We start from the raw sequence: 19631 nt of genomic DNA, 5'->3' as shown, positions 1-19631 counted from the left end.
TTCAGACTCGGTTCTGCGGCCATCGCAGGTCTCTCCTTCGTGATCTAGACAATCCGAAGGATCTGCGGTGGCCGCCTCAGTTCGCCGGGAAAGACCAGGTCATACACCACTTCGGTGGACGCGACCCTCCCGCCGCCTCCCGCCACGCGCCGCCTCCTGCCGCGCCGCTCCCCGTCACACCCGCCGCACCAGCTCCCCGCCGCCCCCGCTGCGCCCGCCGCTCCTGGCCGCCACCTCCCGCGCCCGCCGCCCATCGCCCATCGCCCCCGTTGCGCCCGCCGCACCTGGCCGCCACCTCCCGCGCCCGCCGCCCATCGCCCGACGTCACCTCCCGCGTCCGGCGCGCCCGCCGCCACCTCTGGCGCCCACCGCCCGCCGCGCCAACTCTCCGCCGCCAGCGGTCAACACCCACCGCCGCGATGCCCCACCGTCTCGCCTCGCGCACTCGCCCCCGCGCGCTGGCCGCGCCCCTCGCCCCTCGCCCCTCTCCGCCACGCCGCCACGCCGCCACGCCGCCACGCCGCCACGACGCCACGACGCCACGACGCCACGACGCCACGACGCCACGACGACGATCATCGCGGGCCCGCCCTACACGATTTGCTGTTGATCATGTGCGTTGTCCACAGCGGCGAGTTATCCACAGGGCCGCCCGCCAAGATCAGCAATCGGCACGACAATCTGCGGTAGGTGGAGGCCCCCGGGAGGGTGGGTTAGACGGGGCGGTTGATCTTGATGGGCGACAATGTGAGACGTGAAATAGGTGTCACGGAATCGGACTTTTGTTACGAATAGGGCGGCAAATCGGGTAAAAAGCGCGTAATTGTGTCGCCTAGTTGACACTGTGTCGGGTGTGTGGGGGGCTGTTTCGTTGCCCCCATCGTGAATCCGACCCCGGCGCGCGAGCGCATCTGTCTGCTGACCGGCGGCGGATACCCGTATCGCCGAGATGCGCTCAGCGGATGGTGCCGGACCCTCGTCGAGGGGCTGCGCCGGTTCCGGTTCGAGTTGCTGACCGTCACGGATCGGGAACCGCCGGTCGCCCCCGCCTATCCTCTGCCGCTCAATGTCGGGTCGGCCCGCGCCGTGGCCGTCGGCCGGGATTTCAAGCGGCACGAGTTGTGGCGCGACACCCGCCTCGACGAGCCCGACGACGAGCCCCCCAAAGAGCAGCCGAAGGAGAAGAAGCCCAGCCGGCAGGAGAAGCGCGACACCGCCGAACGGGCCCGGGCGGCCGCGGCCCTGCTCTGCACGGGGCTGATCGGCGAGGCCGGGAACGCGGAGCAGACCTTCTCCGACGGGCTGCGGCAGCTGGCCGACGACATCCGGGTGCTTCCAGGTCTCCCGCTGGCCGACGCGCTGATAGACGCCTGGCGCACGGGCCACGCCGAGCCGGGCGAGCTTCCGCTCCCGCGGTTGAGTGTGCGCGATGCCCGTACGGCGGCCACGCTTTTACGCCACGCTCTCGGCGCGCTCACCGTGGATCTCCCCGCGGCCGACCTCGTGCACTGCATCGGCGGCACGACCCCGCTGCTCACCGCGCTCGCCGGGCGCTGGCGGCAGGGGGTCCCGCTGCTGCTCACCGAGGCCCGCGCCCCGGTCGCCCGGCACAAGCCGCACGAGGAGCGCCTGTCGCCGGCAGTGCGCACGATCCTGCGCCGGTTCCGGGGCTCGGTGGCCCGCACCGGGTACGCCGAGGCCGGCCTGATCGCCCCGCTCAGCGCCTACCACCACAGCTGGGCCCTGCGGCACGGCGCCCACGCGGCCAAGCTCGTGCAGGTGCCGGCCGGGGTCGACCCGTCAGAGTATCCGGGGGCGCCCGAGCTCGAATCCGACCCGGCCGTGGTGTGGGCGGGTTCCGGCGGCCCCGACAGCGGCCTGTCCCCGCTGCTGGCCGCGTTCGAGCAGGTCGCCGCGGCCCTGCCGGGGACGGTGCTGCACCTGGTCGGGGTCACCGCCGCGCACGAGGAGTTCTGCGCCGAGCAGATCGAGCGCACGGGGCTGGGCCGGGCCGTACGGCTGCATCCGCTGCCCGCCGATCCGCGCGACCGCTACACCGCCGGCCATGTGGTGGCCCACGTGCCCGGGCCCGCCGACCCGCCGTACCGGCTGATCGAGGCCATGATGTCGGGCCGCGCGGTCGTGGGTGTCGACGTGGGACCGGCGGCCGAGACGCTCGGGGACGCGGGCGTGCTGGTGCAGCCGGGCGACCCGGCCGAGCTGGCGATCGCGATCGTCGACCTGCTGCGCGCGCCCGGCCGCCGCCGTGCCCTGGGGGATGCCGCCCGCCGGCGCGCGCTCATGCATTTCACCAACGACCGGGTGGTCCGCGTCTACGGCGCGCTCTACGCCGATCTCGCGGCGCCGCCCCCGCCGCCCGCGTTCGAGCTGGCGCTGGCGGTGCCGGCCCCCCGGTCGGAACCGCCGGTCACCCTGCGCTGGCTGGTCAGTGAAAGGACGGACGGATGACGATCACGCACGGACGGTCACGCACGGCCCCACGGCGTACGCATCGCCGCCGGGTCAGCGGCATGCCCCGGCACTCCTTGACGCCGTTGCCGGAGGCGCCGCCGCCCGTCGTCATCGAGGCCCCGCCGCCGGTGATCCGCCAGCATCGGGCCCGGCCCGCGAGCCGTTCCTACCTGTACGCGGCCGTGCTGCGCTGCGCCCTCTATCTGGGCCCGCTCAGCGTCGCCGCGGCCGCGGCCGAGCCCCTGAGCCGGGTCGCCTGGCCGGTGCCCCTGGTCACGCTCCTGCTGGGGTGGGCGGCGGCCCAGGCCCTGACCTGTACGGGGGTGTCGGTCGCCCGCCGGGCCGGCTCGTCGGCGGCGGCCCGCCTGGTCGGGCTCGGTTTCGCCGGGGTCGCCGGGGTGTGGTGCGCGCTCGTCTGGATCGCGCCGTCCACGATGGTCGGCCCCGACCGCGGCCTGGCCCTGGTGGTCGGGCTGGGCGGGCTCGGCACGCTGGCCACGGTCACGGCCGCCCTGGTGACGCGGGCCGAGGCGGCGATCGTGTTGTGGAGCCTGCCGTGCTGGGTGCTGGCCGCGATCACCATGGCCGATCTCAAGCCGGTCGGCACGCTGCTGCCGGCCGCGATCGTGGTCGCCCTCATCCGCGCGTTCCAGCCGGTCGTGGTGCCGGGGCGGCGGTCGCGGCGGCCCCGGCTGACCCCGGCCGAGCTGCTCCGCGGCGGCGGTTACCTGATCATCGGGGCGTCCCAGGCGATCTGCGTGGGCCTGGTCTGGCAGGCGGGGCCGTCCGGTTCGACCGCGCCGTTCTGGCTGCCGCTGCTGCTGGCCGTGCCGATCCTCGAGGCGCTGATCGGCTGGCACACCCGGCAGGTCGAGGCGGGTCTGGACGCGGCCGAGAACGGCGCCGACTATCACCGGCACGTCCGCAGCGTCACCCTGATCACGCTGGCCGGGCTGCTGCCGCCGTTCGCCGTGGGAATCGCGCTCGCGCTGGCCGCGTATCAGCTGCCCGCGGGGCTGCCGGGGCTGGTCGACACGCAGTCGGGTGTGCTCGGTCTGGCCGGCGGGATGCTGCTCGGCGGCGTCTTCGCGATCACCTATCTGGTCGCGGCCCGAGGCCGTACGGGAATCGCCGCCACCCTGGCCGCCGCGCCCCCGCTGACCGCGGCCGTCCTCCCGTTCCTGCCGTTGCCCTCATCCGGCCCGCTGCCCGACGCCGTGGCCGTGCTCGCCGCCACCCACCTGGCCGGCCTCCTCGTCGTCGCCCTCATCGCGCAACCTGCACAGTCCCTCGACGACAACCGGAGAACACCGTGAAGACCCTGTTCCCTCCGTACGCCCACCCGTCGCCGGAGCTGCCTCTGGACGGCGACACCTGGATCGTCCGCGACCTGCCGGGCGACCGCCGCACCCTGCACCAGTCGCTGGGCCGCATCGACCTCGACTGGGGCAGCCGCTCACTGGCCGACGTGCTGGCCGACGTGGACGCCTGGCGCGAGGACGGGGCCGAGGGCCTGTTCCTCGATCGGGCGCCGGCCGGCTCGGGCGGGGTGGGGCCGGTCGCGCTGACCATAAGGCTGGCCGCACGCCGGGGCCTGCACCGCGTGGTGCTCAACCCGGGGGTGCCGACCCACCCGCTCTATCGGGACCTGGGCGTGCGCATCTGCACCTTCGAGGGCCCCTGGGAGGCCTATCAGAACTGGGACGGCGACGGCTCGCGACCGGGCGACGGGCACCTCGTGCACGGCGTGCCGACGGCCCTGCTGACCGCCGCGCGCCGCCTGATGGGCCGCCGTGGGGCCGGGTTCGGGCTGGCCACCGACGCCGGCCCGCGGGTCAGTGCCGAATCGTACGCGGGCGGGGCTGGCAGCGCGGACAGCTGAACGAGGAGCGGTTCATGAACTGCTCGCGCCGCATGATCGTGCCGCACCGGTGGCACGGCTCGCCCTCGCGGCCGTAGGCGTTGAGCGACCGGTCGAAGTAGCCGCTCTCGCCGTTCACGTTGACGTAGAGCTCGTCGAAGCTGGTGCCGCCGGCGACGATGGCCTCGGCGAGCACGTCGCGAATGTGGGCGAGCAGACGACGTACGGCGGGCCTGGTCAGTTGATCTGTGAGCCGGGCGCCGTGCAGCTGGGCCCGCCAGAGCGCCTCGTCGGCGTAGATGTTGCCGACCCCCGAGATCAGCGTCTGGTCGAGGATCGCGCGCTTGATCTCGGTGTGCTTGGCCCGTAGCCGGGCCACGAACAGCTCGTCGTCAAAGAGCGGGTCCATCGGGTCGCGGGCGATGTGCGCGATCTCGTCGGGCAGCTCGGCGCCGCCCTCCGACACCGACAGGCCGCCGAATGTGCGCTGGTCGACGAAGCGCAGCTGCGGGCCGTCGTCGGTGAACGTGAACCGGATGCGCAGGTGCTTCTCGTCCTCGGCGTCGGCCGGTTGCATGAGCAGCTGACCGCTCATCCCGAGGTGGCCGATGATCGCGTCGCCGGAGTCGAGCGGGAACCACAGGTATTTGCCGCGGCGCGACACGTCGGTGATCGTGCGGCCGGTCAGCAGGGCGATGAAGTGCGCGTCGCCGGTGAGATGGCGGCGGATCGCGCGGGGGTGGTGCACCTCGACGGACTTGATCGTGCGGCCGGTGACCCATTTGGCCAGGCCCAGCCGTACGGTCTCGACCTCGGGCAACTCGGGCACGTCGACTCCTCGTGACAGATCAGAGCGTGTAGGGCCAGACGGTGACCAGGTAGGCGCCGTACCAGAGGCCGAACAGGGCCCACGCGGCGATCGACAGCACCGCGACCCGGGGGCGGGCCCGGCCGGCGGCGACCGCGGCGGGGAGCAGAGTCAACAGTACGGGCACGAGCAGGCGCGGCTTCGAGTGGTAGAACCCGGCCTGGCCGTAGACGAGCGCCATCGCGATCAATCCGTAGACGGCCAGCGGCAGCCACGGCTTGCCGGCCAGCGCGACCCCGGCCGCGGCCAGGGCGGCCAGCAGGATGAGGGCGACGCTGATCGGCACCCAGCCGTCCGCGCTGGAGAAGGTCGTGCCGAGGAAGCTCAGCGTGCTCGACCCGTAGTCGAAGGCGGTGCCCCAGCCGGCGGCCTGGATGCGGAACCACGCCGCGGGGTCGCCGACCCGCCAACCGACCCAGGTCAGAAACAGCGGCACGCCGAGCAGGGCGAGCCCGGCCGCCCCCAGCGGCTGCCACATCTTGCGGCGGTCCTCGCGGGCGGCCAGCAGCGCGGCCACGGCGAGCGCGACGGCCGCGGCGGCACCGGTGGGGCGGGTCAGCGCGGCCGCCAGCCCCAGCAACCCGGCCGCCCACCACACGCGCCGGTGCGCGGCGACCAGCATCCCGGCCACCAGGGCGAGGAAAAGCCCTTCCGTGTACGCCATGGAGAACACGATCGCGACCGGCGCGCCGAAGCAGATGCCGACCAGCGCCCACCCGGTGCGCTTGTCGTGGAGCGAGGTGCCCAGCAGGTGCACCGCGACGGCGGCCCCGATCGCGGCCAGCCAGCTCACGATCAGCGCGGCCGTGCTCGCGGGGATGCCGAGCGCGGCCACCACCCGGGTCAGCATCGGATAGAGCGGGAAGAAGGCGAGCTCGTTGCCCTCCATCCGGCCCGCCGCGTCGAACGTGTAGCCGTGCGGATAGCCGTCGACGGCCACGCGCAAAAACCAGCCGGCGTCCCAGACGAGCAGGCGAGCCCGTACGCCGGTCGGCTCGTCATCGGCGGCGTCGAGCCAGGCCAGGATGATCAGCTGCGCGACCCGGGTGAGCGCGAAGACGCCGACCGCGATCCCGATGCCGCGCCGGCCGCCCGCGAGGTCCCACAGCCGGGTGGGCTGCGTCTTCTCGTCGGTCAGGCTCACTCGTCGCTCGTGTCCTCGGGCTTGTCCTCCGGCTTGTCTTCGGCCTTGTCGAGCACCGCGCCGGTCGGCTCGCTCGTGCGCTCGGTCAGGATGCGCCAGGCGGCCGCGGCGGCCCGCTGCTCGGCCTGCTTCTTGCTGCGCCCCTCGGAGCCGCCGTAGCGCTCGCCGGCCACGACGACCCAGGCGGTGAACGTCTTGGCGTGGTCGGGGCCGGAGTCCTCGATCACGTAGTCGGGCACGCCCAGGCCGAGGGCGGCGGTGAGCTCCTGCAGGCTGGTCTTCCAGTCGAGCGCGGCGCCCCGGCCGGCCGACTCGGCCATCAGCGGGTCGAACAGCCGGTGGATCACCTCGCCCGCCACGTCCAGGCCGTGCTCGAGATAGATCGCGCCGAGCAGCGCCTCCAGGGTGTCGGCCAGGATGCTCGCCTTGTCGCGCCCGCCGGTCGTCTCCTCGCCCTTGCCGAGCAGCAGGTGCCGGCCCAGCCCCGCCTCGCCCAGGCCGCGGGCCACGTCGGCCAGCGCGTGCATGTTGACCACGCTGGCCCGCAGCTTGGCCAGCTGACCCTCGGGCAGGTCGGGGTGGTTGTGGAACAGCGCCGAGGTGATCACGACGCCGAGCACCGAGTCGCCGAGGAATTCCAGGCGCTCGTTGGTCGGCAGGCCACCGTTCTCGTACGCGTACGAGCGGTGGGTGAGCGCGCGCTCGAGCAGATCCGGCTCGAGCGGAACACCGAAGGCCTCCTCCAGCGGCAGGGTCGGCGGCCGGCGGCGCTTGTCACTCATGAGACACCTCGTTGTGTTTCGATCATTTCGGCCATCGCCGCGACCGCGGCTTGGCGATGAAGCTGGGCGGCGAAGGCGATGCCGGCCGCGAGATCCAGGCCCGAGGCGGCGCCGTGGCAGACCACGACGGTGCCGTCGACGCCCAGGAGCAGGGCGGCGCGGGGCGGGGTCGGCCGCTGCGGGCTACCGATTTCCGCGTACGCGGTCTCGAGGCCCTTGAGCAGGACGTTTCCCGTGAAGCCGTCGGTCACGACGACGTCGGCGATCTCGCCGGTGACCACGTCGTTGCCCTCGACCAGGCCGATGTAGCGGCCGCCGCCGGGCAGGTCGAGACCGCCCAGCAGCGACGGGAGGGCACGACGGAGGCGGTCGCCCTTGCCGCGTTCGGTGCCGATGGTCAGCAGGCCGACGCGGGGCTCGGTAACCCCATGAACCACTTTCGCGTACGCGGAACCGAGCCGGGCGTGCATGGCGACGGTCTCCTCGTCGGGGTCGACGGAGGAGCCCACGTCGAGCAGGACGAGCCGCCCGGCCCGGGTCGGCAGCACGGCGGCGAGCGGCGGACGGCGCACTCCGGGGCGGCGGCCCAGGCCGAGCGCGGCCGAGGTGACGGTGGCGCCGGTGTTGCCCGCGGAGAGCACGGCGTCGGCGGCGCCCTGGGCCACGGCCAGCACGGCCGAGCGCACGCCGGACTCGACCCAGCTGTCGACGGGGTCGCCCGGGGCGATGGGCAGCGTGCTGAGCCGAGCGTGCTCGCTCGGCGGCAGGGCGCCAAAGATCTCGCCGGCCGCCTCGAGGGGGCCGACGAGCAGCAGGTGAAGGGCCGGGTCGGCCTGGCAGGCGCGCAGAGCGCCGTCAACCACGACGGCGGGAGCGTGGTCCCCGCCGAGGAGGTCGACGGCGATCCGCGCGGTGCCCGGCTCCCCGACAGTCACCTGTCCGGGAGCCGTGGCACCGATCGGTCGCCTTTGCTCAGGAGCGACCCGCCCGGTGAGCGGGCGCGTCACTTAAGCGCGACTCAGACCTCGAGGACCTGACGGCCGTTGTAGGTACCGCAGACCGAGCAGGCGGTGTGCGGCAGCTTCGGCGACTTGCACTGGGGGCAGGCCACGGTCGAGACCGCGGTCGCCTTCCAGTTCGCCCGGCGAGACCGGGTGTTGCTGCGCGACATCTTGCGCTTGGGGACGGCCACGGTTCCTACTCCTCAGTCTGTGACAGGTTACGCAAAGCGGCCCAGCGGGGATCGACGTCCTCGTGGCTGTGCTCCGCCGGAAGATCGTCGAAATGCACCCCGCAGTCGGGGCACAGGCCTGGGCAATCCGGCCGGCAGAGCGGGTTGGTCGGCAGCGTCAGCACCACCGCGTCCCGCAACGCCGGTTCCAGGTCGAACAGGTCGCCCTGCATCCGGCCAACCTCGTCCTCGTCGGTCGTCTCCTCGGTGGTGCTGTCCTCGTAGGCGAACAACTCCGCGATCTTGACGTCGAAGGACTCGTTGATCTCGTTGAGGCAGCGACCGCACTCGCCCGAGAGCGAACCGCGGACCCTGCCGCTGACATAAACCCCCTCGGAGACCGACGTGAGCGTCAGATCGAGCTCGACGTCGGACCCCTCGGGGACCGAGATCAGTTCCAGACCGAGGTTGACCGGTGCCGGGATCACCCTGTTCAGGGCACGCGTCGCGCCAGGCTGCCGCGGAAGCTTCGTCGTGTCGACGACAAGCGGCTGCCTGGGGTCCAGGTGACTCTGCGATGACTTGGGCATAGTGTTTCCTCAGCCATGGGTAGGCCGACAGAAAAGGTTACCTGAGCTGCCGCCCTACCGTCGAATCGCCCCCGTGCGAGGGCGACCCTTCTAGAACGGCAGCGGGCGCTCGCTGTCTTCCCCCTGGAAGGTGCCGATCTCACGGAGCGCGTGCATCTTGTCGCGGCCACGCTCTATCGACGCCAATGCCCTGGTCAGGAACTGCTCGAAGTTGGCCAGCGCGGTGTCGACGTAGTCGTCGACCTCCTCGCGCAGCCGCTGGGCCTCGGTGCGGGCCTCGGCGATGATCCGGGCGCCCTCGTGCTCGGACGAGACCGTGATCTCGTTCACGGAGACGAGGCGGGCGTGCTCAGTCTCACCCTCGCTGATGATCCGGTCGGCCTCGCGACGGCCGGCCTCGATGATCCGGTCGCGCTCGTCGAGCACGGCCGCGGCCTTGCGCAGCTCGGACGGCAGCTCGGAACGGAGCTCGTCGAGCCGCTCGATCATCTCGCCCCGGTCGAACATGAAGTTTGTTCGCGACATGGGGACGGAGCGCGACTCCTGCACGAGTTCGATGATCTCGTCGATGCGGTCGAGCGGATCCACCGGTGCCTCACTCCCGTCTTAGCGCCACGCAGCGTGGTGCGATCACGTTACTGCGTCACCGTCGCACCCGTTACCGGCGCGCCGAAGCCCCGCCGTACGGGCTAGGTCTGCTTCAGGCGCGTGCCCAGCCGCTCGCCGACGAAGTCGGGAACGTACGCCGAGGCGTCGCCACCCCACTTGACGACGTCCTTGACCAGGCTGGACGAGAGGAAAGAATAAAGGGGGTTCGTCGGCATGAAGAGTGTCTCCACGCCCGACAACCCGATGTTCATCTGCGCCATCTGCAACTCGTAATCGAAGTCGCTGACGGCGCGCAGGCCCTTGATCACGACGGCCGCGCCCTGGTCGCGGCAGAAGTCGACGAGCAGCCCGTGGAACGAGGCGACCCGGACATTCTCGTACGAGGCGGTCGCCTCGCCGAGCATCTCGATCCGTTCCTCGATCGTGAAGAGGCCCGTCTTCGACTGATTGATCAGAACGCCGATGATGACCTCGTCGAACAGCCGGGAGGCCCGGCCCACGATGTCGAGGTGGCCGTTGGTGACCGGGTCGAAGGAGCCGGGACACACCGCTCGTCTCATGATCGGCGACCGTACCAAAGCGTGGTCTCCCCGTACTTGCGGCTGCGGTCGGCAGTGACGCCGTCCACCCAGCTCACTGCCCCGCCGCGGGTGGCCCGCTCGAGGATCACGACCGCGTCCGGGGCCAGCCACCCGAAGTCGATCATCGATTGCTGCACCTCGACCAGCTCGGCGTCGGTCACCGCATACGGCGGGTCGGCGAACACCACGTCGTAGGCGCCCCCGTCGGGCGGGCCGGCGACGACCTGGGCGACCTTGCCGGTGACCAGCCGGGCCGCGCTGCCGACCTTGAGCGCCACGATGTTGTCGCGGATCGTGCGGGCCGCGCGAGCGTCCGATTCGACCAGAAGGGCGTGACTTGCCCCCCGGGAAAGGGCCTCGAGCCCGACCGCACCCGAACCCGCGTAAAGATCCGCGAACCGGACGCCCTTCAGGTCGATCATCGAATCGAGGGCGCTGAAGAACGCCTCGCGGACACGGTCCGATGTGGGACGGGTCAGCGCACCGGCCGGAGCGGACAGTCGCCGCCCGCCGTGCGAACCGGCGATGATCCTGGTCATGGCACCTCGCGGGGTTCAGCGGTGAACACGACTCGAAGCTACTTCACCACTTACGCACCGCAACGAAGGAGTGAACAATTCCGCAGCCGATCGCCACTCTGGGCATCGACCCCGATCCGTTCGGTAAATGGAAAATCACGGATTTGCATCAAGACCTTTAAGCGTCGCTGAGGGATTTCCCAGATTCTCATTAGTCGTTATGGTCAGGCGCTGTTGCTGGCGTCTCCACCGACTGCCGGCCTTCGACGTGGGGAGGCGTCGACGCAGGCCATCGCCCGAGACCGCCGGCGACAGGCCCGCCCGCTTCCTTACGCCGTACCCCTGAATCCCCAGACAGGAGTAGGCGTGAACCTGCTGAAGTCCAAGCTGCGGCGTATGACCGCCGTGGCTGCTGGAACGCTCATCGGTCTGTCCGGTGTCGCGTTCTTCGCCTCGCCCGCCAGCGCGCACGATAGTTTCGTCAAGGGCAGCGCCACGTGTGACACGACCACTGGCGACTGGGTTGTCACCTGGGAAGTGAACACCGACAACGGCAACGAGAAGGGCGCGGAGAACTACCGCTTCCTCAAGGTCGCGTCGTTCCCGACCCCGGTCGAGGGCATCGTCCACACCCCCGACGACGCCGACCCGGCCTTCCCGCACAAGAGCAACGAGCCGCTCGTCGGCACGCAGCGCGTCGCCGGCGACAAGGGCGCCCGCGGCGCCGGCCTCGAGGTGCAGGTCAAGTGGAGCGACGAGTGGATCCAGTACGACCACAAGCGCGGCTTCGTCAAGTTCCACGGCACGTGCTCCAAGGAGGAGTCGCCGAAGCCTGACGCGCAGCTCGCCTCCTCGTGTGAGGGCGTGACGGTCACCCTGGCCAACGGCAAGGACGCCACCGCCGACGCCAACTTCACGATCAAGGGCTCGAAGGACTTCGAGAAGAAGGTCACCGTCAAGGCCGGCGAGGAGCCGGTGGCGGTCCAGATCCCGGCCGAGAACGCCGAGAAGGTGCTGGTCTTCGAGGGCGAGAGCCGCAAGCCGATCCTGGTCGGCAAGTGGGAGAAGCCCGAGAACTGCAACCCGCCGTCTGAGGGTGGCGAGGCCGAGGTCGGCTACGAGGTCACCTGTGACTCGCTGATCTTCGGGATCGACAACACCAAGGGCGACGAGACCATCACCCTGGCCCTCAAGCCCAACAAGGGCGAGGCCCAGACCCTGGTCGCCAAGCCCGGCGAGACCAAGACCCTCGAGCTCAAGGGCGAGAAGGGCCTGATCGTCAACGCCACGATCAACGGTGAGGCGCAGGAAGCGCTGAAGTGGGACGAGCTCGAGAAGCCGGCCGACTGCGACGCGACCCCCACGCCGACCCCGACCGAGTCCTCCCCGGGTGAGGGTGGCGGTGGCGGCCTGCCCGTCACCGGCCCGGTCGCCGGCAGCATCGCCGGTGGCGCCGGCCTTCTGCTGGCCCTGGGCGCGGTCCTGTTCGTCATGGCCCGCCGCCGCAAGGTGAAGTTCACCGCCTGACCGGCCTAGCAACGAGAAAGCGCGCCGACTTCGGTCGGCGCGCTTTTTCGTGTCAGCCCTTCTCGAGATATTCGGCGCGTTCCTCGTCGACCAGCGCCGCCACCGAGGCCGCCAGCTCGGGATATTTCTTCAGGCTGGGGTCGTCGCCGACCAGCTCGTCGGCCTCGGCGCGGGCCTCGGTGATCAGCTTCGCGTCGCGCAGCAGCGACAGCAGGCGCAGATGCGAGTGCTTGCCCGACTGGGAGGCGCCCAGCACGTCGCCCTCGCGACGCTGCTCCAGGTCGATCTCGCTGAGCTTGAAGCCGTCGGTGGTCGAGGCGACCGCGTCCAGCCGCTCGCGGGCCGGGGTGCCCTCGACCGACTCGGTGACCAGCAGGCAGATGCCCGGCGCGGAGCCTCGGCCGACCCGGCCGCGCAGCTGGTGCAGCTGCGAGACGCCGAAGCGGTCGGCATCCATGATGATCATGACGGTGGAGTTCGGGACGTCGACGCCGACCTCGATCACCGTGGTCGCGACGAGCACGTCGAGGTCGCCCGCGGCGAACCTCCGCATGATCGCGTCTTTCTCGTCGGCCGGCAGCTTGCCGTGCAGCATGGCGATGCGCAGACCGTGCAGCGGCCCCTCTTCGAGGATGGGGGCCACCTCGGTGACCGCGAGCGGGGGACGGCGGGCCGGCTCGTTGTCGCTCGGCGGCTCGACGTCCTCGTCGGCCGCACCCTCGCCGATCCGCGGGCAGACCACGTACGCCTGATGGCCCTTCTGCACCTCCTCGCGCACGCGTCGCCAGGCCCGGTCGAGGAAGGCGGGCTTCTCGGGCGGCACGACGTGCGACGCGATCGGCGAGCGGCCCCGCGGGAGCTGCGACAACACCGAGGTCTCGAGATCGCCGTAGACGGTCATGGCCACCGTACGGGGAATGGGGGTGGCCGTCATGACCAGGACGTGGGGCGGGGTCGCGGCCTTGGCCCGCAACGCGTCACGCTGCTCGACGCCGAACCGGTGCTGCTCGTCGACGACGACCAGGCCCAGATCGCGGAAGTCGACGCCCTCGTAGAGCAGGGCGTGCGTGCCGACGACGATACCGGCCGTGCCGTCCGCGACCTTGGCCAGCGCCGCGCGCCGGGCGGCCGCCCCCAGCGAGCCCGTGATCAGGGTGAGCTGGGTGCCCGCGGGGTCGCCGTCGATCTCCCCGGCCCGGCCCAGCGCGCCCAGCTGCGCGCCGATCCCGCGATAGTGCTGGGTGGCGAGCACCTCGGTCGGCGCCAGCAGGGCGGCCTGGCCCCCGGCGTCGACGACCTGCAGCATCGCGCGCACCGAGACGAGCGTCTTGCCCGAACCGACCTCGCCCTGCAGCAGCCGGTGCATCGGGTGCGGCTTGGCCAGGTCGGCGGCGATCTCCTCACCCACCTGTGCCTGGCCCTCGGTCAACTCGTACGGCAGGCTCGCGTCGAACTTGGCCAGGATGCCGCCCTCGCTGCGCGGCCGCGAACGACCGGGCGACGCGGCGGCCCGGGCCCGGCGCTGCACGAGCGTGAGCTGCACGGCGAAGGCCTCGTCCCATTTGAGGCGCTTCTTCGCCGTCTCCAGGGCACCCCGCGACGACGGCCGGTGGATCTCGCGCAGGGCATAGCCGATGCCGGCCAGGTCGCGATTGGCCCGTACGGCGGAAGGCAGTGGATCCTTGGGCGGCTGGAACGTCTCGAGCACCGTGCGCACGCAGCGGGCGATCGTCCAGGTCGGCATGGCCTGCGCGGCCGGATAGACCGGGATCAGCGCGCCCGCGAACTCCTCGATCTCCTCGGCTGCCTCGTCCTGCGTGGCGTCCGCGCTGAGCAGCTGATAGGCGGGGCTGTTGAGCTGGCGCTTGCCCCGGAAATCGGTGACCTTGCCCGCGAACAGCCCCCAGCGGCCCCTTCTCAATTCGCGCTCACGCCACGCCTGGTTGAAGAACGTGCAGGTCAGCGTGGCCCCCGAGCCGTCCCCGATGGTGATCTCGAGCATGTTGCCGCGACGCTGGCGCATCGGCTTGACGGTCATCGACTGCACCTGGGCCAGCACGGTGACCTGCTCGCCGACCTGCAGGCCGTGCATGTCGGTGTGCTCGCCGCGCTCGTCGTACCGCCGGGGGAAGTGATAGATCAGATCGCCCGCGGTGTGCAGGTCGAGGTGGGTGGCGAGGGCCTTCGCCTCGTGCTTCTTGAGCAGCTCGGTCAACGGGGTGTCGGTCGTGGACTCTTTGACTGCCTCGACTGCTTCGTCGCTCATTCCACTCCAACCAGCAGGTGATAGCGGGGTTGCCCGCCCGCATAACACTCCAGCTCGACGAACGGCCAGCCCGCGGCGACGTGCGCGCGCAGGGCCGGCTCGAGCTCGGCCGGGGCGTCGGCCCCGAGCACGAGCGTGGCCAGCTCGCCCCCGCCGCCCAGCATGCGGTCGAGCAGATAGGCGCTGACCTGGGCCAGGTCGTCGCCGATGACATGCACCTCGCCGTCGACCAGCCCGAGCAGATCCCCGGCCCGGCACGGCCCGGCGACCGTGAGCGAATCCCGCTGGGCCGTGCAGACCTCGCCGTAGCGGCAGGCCCCGGCGGCCTCGGCCATGGCGATGACGTCGTCGGCGAAAGGCCGGCCCGGATCCCGTACGGCGAGGGCCGCGAGCGCCTGCACGGGCGATCGCGTGGGCACGACGCTGACCTGGCGGCCGGACTCCCCCGCCTCCTTCGCGGCCTCGACGGCCACGGCGTGAGTGTTGGCGTCGTTGGGCAGCAGCACGACACAGCGGGCGCCGGACCGCTCGATGGCGTCGAGCATCTCGGCCGTCGACGGATTGCGGCCGACCACGGTGGCCCCCTCGGCCTCGAACAACGCGGTCAACCCGTCACCGGCCGCGACGACCACGGCGCCCCGGCCGGTGGGATGCTCGTGGCCTCTGGGGTCGAGCGGCGTGACCGTGATGCGATGGGGGCGGCCTGCGACTACGCCGGCTTCCACCGCGGGGCCGATGCCGCCGGCGGGGACGTGGACGTGGACGTTCCAGGTGGCCAGGCCGGGGTCGCCCGAGCCGACCACCGCCAGGGAGTCGCCCAGGGCCGCTAGCTCGCGCCTCAGCCTGGTTACCGCTTCGGCCTCGGCGTCGAGCAGGTATTGCACCTCGTAGCCGTAGGCGCCTTCGCCGTGGTGGCCGTCTTGCTCGGGCTGTGCTTCGCCCTTGGCACTGTCTTCGGCGTGACCGTTCTCGGTGCGCTCCTTGTGACCGACGCTGCTGGGGTCCCTCGGGGTGCCGGAGTCGTGGCTTTTCGGCTCGCCGGGCCGGCCGCTCCTCGGGTCGTCGGCCTCTTGGCTTTGCTGGTCGCTGCTCTTCTGATCGCTGCTCTTCTGGTCGCTCGGCTCGTGGCTTTTCTGGTCGCTGCTCTTCTGATCGCTCGGCTCGTGACCCTTCTGGTCGCCGGGGCGGCGGGCGTCGGCCAGGGTGAGGGCCTCGACCAGGGCGTCCAGCAGCACCACCAGGCCGCGGCCGCCCGCGTCGACCACGCCCGCGCGGGCCAGGGCGGGCAACTGCTGAGGCGTGCGGGCGAGCGCCTCGGCCGCCGCGAAGGCAGCGGCCCGGGCCACGGCGACGAGATCGTCAGATTTGAGCCGGCCCGCGGCATCGGCCGCCGCCGCCACGACGGACAAAACTGTGCCCTCAACCGGCCGGGCCACGGCGGCGTAAGCGGCCTCGGAGGCCGACCGCAACGCCCGAGCCAAATCGGCCCCCCGCACAGCGACCGACGCGGCCAGGCTGTCGGCCATGCCCCGCAAGATCTGCGACACGATGACGCCCGAATTGCCGCGAGCCCCCAACAGCGCGCCTCGGGCCATGCGGCGCAGCGCGTTGGCCGGGGGCCGCGGCTGCTCGACCGCCCCCGCGAACTCGGCCTCGGCGGCCTCCAGCGCCTCCTGGGCCGAGGTGAGCGTGAGCACCAGGTTGGTGCCGGTGTCACCGTCGGGCACGGGATAGACGTTCAGCTCGTCGATCTCGCGCTGATGAGCCCGGAGCGCACTGAGCCCACCGCCACACCAGCGGCGGACGGCAGCGGCGTCCAGGGTCTCCAGCACTCGAAAATCGTACTAACGACGCCTGACAACTTCTCGGGAGCGCGCCACCCCCTGTGGACGACTCCGTTTCACAAATCGGACTCATGCCGCCGCCTGTGGATAACTCGGGGGTGGCAGCCCTTTCCTTTTTAGAGTGGAGGCCCCCCGGTCGGGTGGGTTGGGCTGGTGGGCGGGGCGTGATCATGGAGTGGGGCAACGGCATGGAATGGTCGCCGTGGAGCGGGGCTGGGCTGCGGGGCAGAAGCCGATCGCTGCCGCGGGCGGGCTGCGGGGCGGGGCCGATCGCGACCACAGGCGGCTGCCGGGCGGGGCCGATCGCGACCACGGGCGGGCTGCGGGGCGGGTCCGATCGCTGCCGCAGGCGGGCTACTGGGCGGGGCCGATCGCGACCACGGGCGGGCTGCTGGGCGGGGGCGATCGCGGCCGGGGGCGGGGCGATCGCGGCCGGGGGCCGGCTGCGGGGCGGGGGCGATTCGCTGTTGGGGGCAGGCATCGGGTAACCTTGCGCAGTTGCCTGTGCGGCGGTGTTCGCTGGGCGCCTTCAAGTTTCGTTTCGACTCAGGAGTTATCCCGTGGCTAGCGTGTGCGACGTCTGTGGCAAGGGACCGGGCTTCGGCCACAACGTGTCCCACTCGCACCGGCGGACCAACCGCCGCTGGAACCCGAACATCCAGTCGGTGCGCACCCCGGCCGGTGGCGGCACGACCAAGAAGCTCAAGGTTTGCACCTCGTGCATCAAGGCCGGCAAGGTCGTCCGCGCCTAATTCTGGCTTGTGCCACCCAGCCCTTCGGTCCACGTGACCGGGGGGCTGGTTGTGCTTTCCGGGCACGGACCCCAGGACAAGCGCGCCCGGACAAGCGGGGGACATGCGGCCCTGAGCGACCGCGGGTAGGGAACCGGAGCACGCTTAGAGCCCGACCACCGGGAACATCCCGAGCGGGCGCTACGGCCCGGTGTCGCACCCGGGCCGCCGGCACAGCGCGAGCGGCCCGAATGCGTCTGTATGAGGCGACAACTCGTACGTTATAGGTCTTTGGCGTAGGAAAGCACGCTGTCATGCCCCGCGTAGTAGCCGAAGTCCTCAATCCGCACGTAACCCGCTGACACATACAGCGCGACGGCTTCAGGCTGCTTGTCCCCGGTCTCGAGGATCAAACGCCGGCAGCCTGCGGCGCGCGCCGAGTCCTCGATCGTGGCCAGCAGGCGCCGGCCCAGGCCTTGACCCCGTACGGGCTTGGCCGTGAACATGCGCTTCAGCTCGGCATCCTTCCCGTGTCGGCGCCATCCGGCACAACCGACAAGTGCCGTGCCGTCGTCGGCGACGAAGAAGGCGCCGTTCGGGGTCGTGAAGTCGTCGGCGGCGATCGGGGTGTCGTCGCCGGTGCCGCCGTAGCGTTCGGAGAGTTCGCCGAGCACGTCGACGAGCAGCGCCCGCACCGACGGCTCAGCGAAATCAGCCTGCTTGATCTTGAACACGAGGCAAGAGCGTAATCACCGGAAGTGGTCCCAGCCCACCGGCCCGCTCCACGGCTTGCCGTCGACGGTGACCCCGGTGCTCTCGTGCACCTTGCCGATGGCCGTCCAGCCCGGCGGCAACGCGGCCTCGGGCGGGAAAGTGGCGACCAGGGCGTGATCGTCGCCACCGCCCAGGATCCACTGCAGCGGGTCGACGCCGAGGGCGGCCGCGGCGTCGCGCATCTGGTCGGAGACGTCGAACGCGGCCGTGCTGACGTCGACGCCGACCACGCTGGCCTGCGCGATGTGACCCAGATCCTGCAGCAGGCCGTCGGAGACGTCGATCATCGCGGTGGCGCCCGCGCGGGCCGCGGCAGGGCCGGCCTCGTACGGGACGGCCGGCCGCCGGTACGCCTCGACCAGCGCCTTCGGGGTGCGGAAGCCGCGGGACAGGACCGTGTAGCCGGCGGCTGCGTGGCCGACCCGGCCGGCGATCGCGATCACGTCGCCGGGCTGGGCGCCGCTGCGCAGCACGGGCTTGCGGCCGCCCAGATCGCCCAGGGCGGTCACGGCGATGGTGAGCGTCGGGCTGGCGGACGTGTCGCCGCCGACGACCGAGGCACCGGTCAGCGCGGCCTCGTCGGAGAGCCCGCCCGCCAGCTCCTCGGCCCAGCTCAGCTCGAGGTCGGCGGGGGCGCACAGGCCGACCAGCAGGGCCGTCGGCACCGCACCCATGGCGGCTATGTCGGCCAGGTTGGCCGCGGCGGCCCGGTGACCGACGTCGGCGCCGGACGACCAGTCTCGGCGGAAGTGGCGACCCTCGACCAGGACGTCGGTGGAGGCGACGATCCGGCCGTCGGGGGCGGCGACGATCGCGCTGTCGTCGCCCGGACCGAGCAGGGTCGTCGGACCGTTCTCGAGCCGTGCGACCACTCGGGCGATGAGCCCGAACTCTCCGGCCTCGGCAATGCTCACGGGTGTACGGCCTTTCGTCGGCGGTGGTGGCGTCCCGCTGTCGAGCGGATCCTTACGGTAGTTTCACGTTCGGGTTACGGCGGAGGCGGAATGGAGTCGGAGCGTGGTACAGGCATACATCCTGATCCAAACTGAGGTCGGAAGGGCCCATGACGTGGCCGCCGCGATCGGCAAAATCCCCGGTGTGGTGCGGGTCGACGCGGTCACCGGCCCTTATGACGTGGTGGTGCTGGCCGAGGCGCACACGGTCGACGACCTCGGGGGGCTCATTGTGAGCAAAGTCCAGTACGTACCCGGCATCATGCGGACTCTCACCTGCTCCGTGGTAAACCTCTGACATGGTCGACCTCGAGAACCCGCCGGCAAAGACCCGGGACAAGACGACGCGCAGTGCCGCCCTGTGGGCGACGCTGGTCGCCGTGCCGGTCGCCGTGATCGTGGGACTCGTCGCGTTTTCGCAGATCACGCCGCAACAAACAAATGAGCGGGCGACCGCGTCGGCCTCCGCGCCGGCCCCGGTGCCGTCGACGCCGGTGCAGATGGCCGCGCCCGCCCTCGACGCGCGCACCACCCAGGTCTGTCTGGCGGTCACGTCGCAGCTGCCGACCGAGCTGCGGGGCCTGACCGGCCGCAAGGTCACCGCCGGCCCCGAGCAGAACGCGGCCTGGGGCGAGCCGGCGATCACCCTGGCCTGCGGGGTGAAGCAGCCGGTGATGTGTGAGCGGATCGACGGCGGCGCCGACGGCTGTGTGCCGCTGGACGCCACCATGCTCGCGATGGACGGGGTCTGCTGGTGGGCCGCCGACGGCCCGGCCACCGACGTCTTCACCACGATGGACCGCGAGGTCGCCGTGCAGGTGAGCGTGCCCGGCAGCTATCAGCAGACCGGGCAGTGGGCCAACGAGTTCTCCGAGCCCGTCGTCAAGACCGTGAAGTCGACCACGAAGGGCGTGCCCAGCGGCTGCAAGGGCTAGCGCTC

Annotated in this window: 20 protein-coding genes; 7 read left to right on the top strand and 13 right to left on the bottom strand. The window is 71.5% G+C overall.

Annotation, left to right across the window (positions count from 1 at the left end; genetic code table 11):
* The first annotated feature begins 882 nt into the window (after window positions 1–882).
* From JKJ07_RS13395 to JKJ07_RS13385, 3 genes are read left to right on the top strand one after another with little or no spacing between them, the layout of a single operon-like run.
* Window positions 883–2469 (top strand): DUF3492 domain-containing protein, encoded by a 1587-nt coding sequence (locus JKJ07_RS13395; RefSeq protein ID WP_202991762.1) that lies wholly within the window; start codon window positions 883–885, stop codon window positions 2467–2469.
* On the top strand, window positions 2466–3788 hold the full coding sequence (locus tag JKJ07_RS13390) for a hypothetical protein (protein WP_236028751.1): 1323 nt from the start codon (window positions 2466–2468) through the stop codon (window positions 3786–3788). Before JKJ07_RS13395 ends, JKJ07_RS13390 begins: the two co-directional genes overlap by 4 nt.
* Window positions 3785–4354, top strand: coding sequence for a spherulation-specific family 4 protein (locus JKJ07_RS13385; RefSeq protein ID WP_202991761.1), 570 nt, complete (start codon window positions 3785–3787; stop codon window positions 4352–4354). Before JKJ07_RS13390 ends, JKJ07_RS13385 begins: the two co-directional genes overlap by 4 nt.
* Here JKJ07_RS13385 and mutM read toward each other — a convergent pair.
* The 9 genes from mutM to rsmD all read right to left on the bottom strand — a co-directional run bounded on the left by mutM (window position 4308) and on the right by rsmD (window position 10617).
* Window positions 4308–5162, bottom strand: a complete 855-nt coding sequence (gene mutM, locus JKJ07_RS13380) for a bifunctional DNA-formamidopyrimidine glycosylase/DNA-(apurinic or apyrimidinic site) lyase (RefSeq protein WP_202991760.1) — start codon at window positions 5160–5162, stop codon at window positions 4308–4310. The two genes, JKJ07_RS13385 and mutM, sit on opposite strands and share 47 nt — an antisense overlap.
* A gap of 19 nt (window positions 5163–5181) precedes the next feature.
* Window positions 5182–6345: a putative hexosyltransferase gene (locus tag JKJ07_RS13375; protein ID WP_202991759.1), complete on the bottom strand. Its 1164-nt coding sequence runs from the start codon at window positions 6343–6345 to the stop codon at window positions 5182–5184.
* Window positions 6342–7127 (bottom strand): ribonuclease III, encoded by a 786-nt coding sequence (gene rnc, locus JKJ07_RS13370; RefSeq protein WP_202991758.1) that lies wholly within the window; start codon window positions 7125–7127, stop codon window positions 6342–6344. Before rnc ends, JKJ07_RS13375 begins: the two co-directional genes overlap by 4 nt.
* Entirely contained in the window at window positions 7124–8062 is a 939-nt protein-coding gene (locus JKJ07_RS13365; RefSeq protein ID WP_307834232.1) for a phosphate acyltransferase PlsX, read from the bottom strand. Before JKJ07_RS13365 ends, rnc begins: the two co-directional genes overlap by 4 nt.
* 83 nt (window positions 8063–8145) lie before the next feature.
* Window positions 8146–8319 (bottom strand): 50S ribosomal protein L32, encoded by a 174-nt coding sequence (gene rpmF / locus JKJ07_RS13360; protein WP_014694262.1) that lies wholly within the window; start codon window positions 8317–8319, stop codon window positions 8146–8148.
* 5 nt (window positions 8320–8324) lie between these two features.
* The gene (locus JKJ07_RS13355; protein WP_202991756.1) at window positions 8325–8888 is read right to left on the bottom strand and encodes a YceD family protein; all 564 of its coding nucleotides are present in this window, start codon (window positions 8886–8888) and stop codon (window positions 8325–8327) included.
* 90 nt (window positions 8889–8978) lie between these two features.
* Window positions 8979–9476 (bottom strand): hypothetical protein, encoded by a 498-nt coding sequence (locus tag JKJ07_RS13350; protein ID WP_202991755.1) that lies wholly within the window; start codon window positions 9474–9476, stop codon window positions 8979–8981.
* 101 nt (window positions 9477–9577) lie between these two features.
* Window positions 9578–10057 carry a pantetheine-phosphate adenylyltransferase gene (gene coaD / locus JKJ07_RS13345; protein ID WP_202991754.1) on the bottom strand — a complete coding sequence of 160 codons (480 nt, stop codon included), beginning with the start codon at window positions 10055–10057 and terminating at the stop codon, window positions 9578–9580.
* Window positions 10054–10617, bottom strand: coding sequence for a 16S rRNA (guanine(966)-N(2))-methyltransferase RsmD (gene rsmD / locus JKJ07_RS13340; RefSeq protein ID WP_202991753.1), 564 nt, complete (start codon window positions 10615–10617; stop codon window positions 10054–10056). Before rsmD ends, coaD begins: the two co-directional genes overlap by 4 nt.
* Before the next feature lie 345 nt (window positions 10618–10962).
* Here rsmD and JKJ07_RS13335 point away from each other — a divergent pair, with 345 nt between their 5' ends.
* Complete coding sequence (locus JKJ07_RS13335) at window positions 10963–12123, top strand: cell wall anchor protein (protein ID WP_202991752.1); 1161 nt, start codon at window positions 10963–10965, stop codon at window positions 12121–12123.
* Window positions 12124–12175: 52 nt separating this feature from the next.
* On the opposite strand, the gene recG is transcribed toward JKJ07_RS13335, so the two are convergent.
* Together recG and JKJ07_RS13325 are read right to left on the bottom strand one after the other, a co-directional pair.
* Window positions 12176–14389 (bottom strand): ATP-dependent DNA helicase RecG, encoded by a 2214-nt coding sequence (gene recG / locus JKJ07_RS13330; RefSeq protein ID WP_202991751.1) that lies wholly within the window; start codon window positions 14387–14389, stop codon window positions 12176–12178.
* Window positions 14386–16221 (bottom strand): DAK2 domain-containing protein, encoded by a 1836-nt coding sequence (locus JKJ07_RS13325; protein WP_202991750.1) that lies wholly within the window; start codon window positions 16219–16221, stop codon window positions 14386–14388. The genes recG and JKJ07_RS13325 overlap by 4 nt, the downstream gene beginning before the upstream one ends.
* 572 nt (window positions 16222–16793) lie before the next feature.
* Between JKJ07_RS13325 and rpmB the strand changes: the two genes are divergently transcribed.
* On the top strand, window positions 16794–16985 hold the full coding sequence (rpmB, locus tag JKJ07_RS13320; protein ID WP_026207002.1) for a 50S ribosomal protein L28: 192 nt from the start codon (window positions 16794–16796) through the stop codon (window positions 16983–16985).
* 260 nt (window positions 16986–17245) lie between these two features.
* On the opposite strand, the gene JKJ07_RS13315 is transcribed toward rpmB, so the two are convergent.
* The gene (locus tag JKJ07_RS13315) at window positions 17246–17698 is read right to left on the bottom strand and encodes a GNAT family N-acetyltransferase (RefSeq protein ID WP_202991749.1); all 453 of its coding nucleotides are present in this window, start codon (window positions 17696–17698) and stop codon (window positions 17246–17248) included.
* 15 nt (window positions 17699–17713) lie between these two features.
* Window positions 17714–18652 (bottom strand): thiamine-phosphate kinase, encoded by a 939-nt coding sequence (locus JKJ07_RS13310; protein ID WP_202991748.1) that lies wholly within the window; start codon window positions 18650–18652, stop codon window positions 17714–17716.
* Between the two features lie 103 nt (window positions 18653–18755).
* Between JKJ07_RS13310 and JKJ07_RS13305 the strand changes: the two genes are divergently transcribed.
* Entirely contained in the window at window positions 18756–18989 is a 234-nt protein-coding gene (locus JKJ07_RS13305) for an Lrp/AsnC ligand binding domain-containing protein (RefSeq protein WP_133874791.1), read from the top strand.
* Window position 18990: 1 nt separating this feature from the next.
* Window positions 18991–19626 (top strand): DUF3515 family protein, encoded by a 636-nt coding sequence (locus JKJ07_RS13300; RefSeq protein WP_202991747.1) that lies wholly within the window; start codon window positions 18991–18993, stop codon window positions 19624–19626.
* Window positions 19627–19631 lie beyond the last annotated feature (5 nt).

It is taken from the genome of Paractinoplanes lichenicola (assembly GCF_016785085.1).
In the GTDB taxonomy this organism is placed as follows: Bacteria; Actinomycetota; Actinomycetes; order Mycobacteriales; family Micromonosporaceae; genus Actinoplanes; species Actinoplanes lichenicola.
Note: the sequence above shows the minus strand (reverse complement) of the source record. Positions and strands in the feature narration are given on the sequence as shown.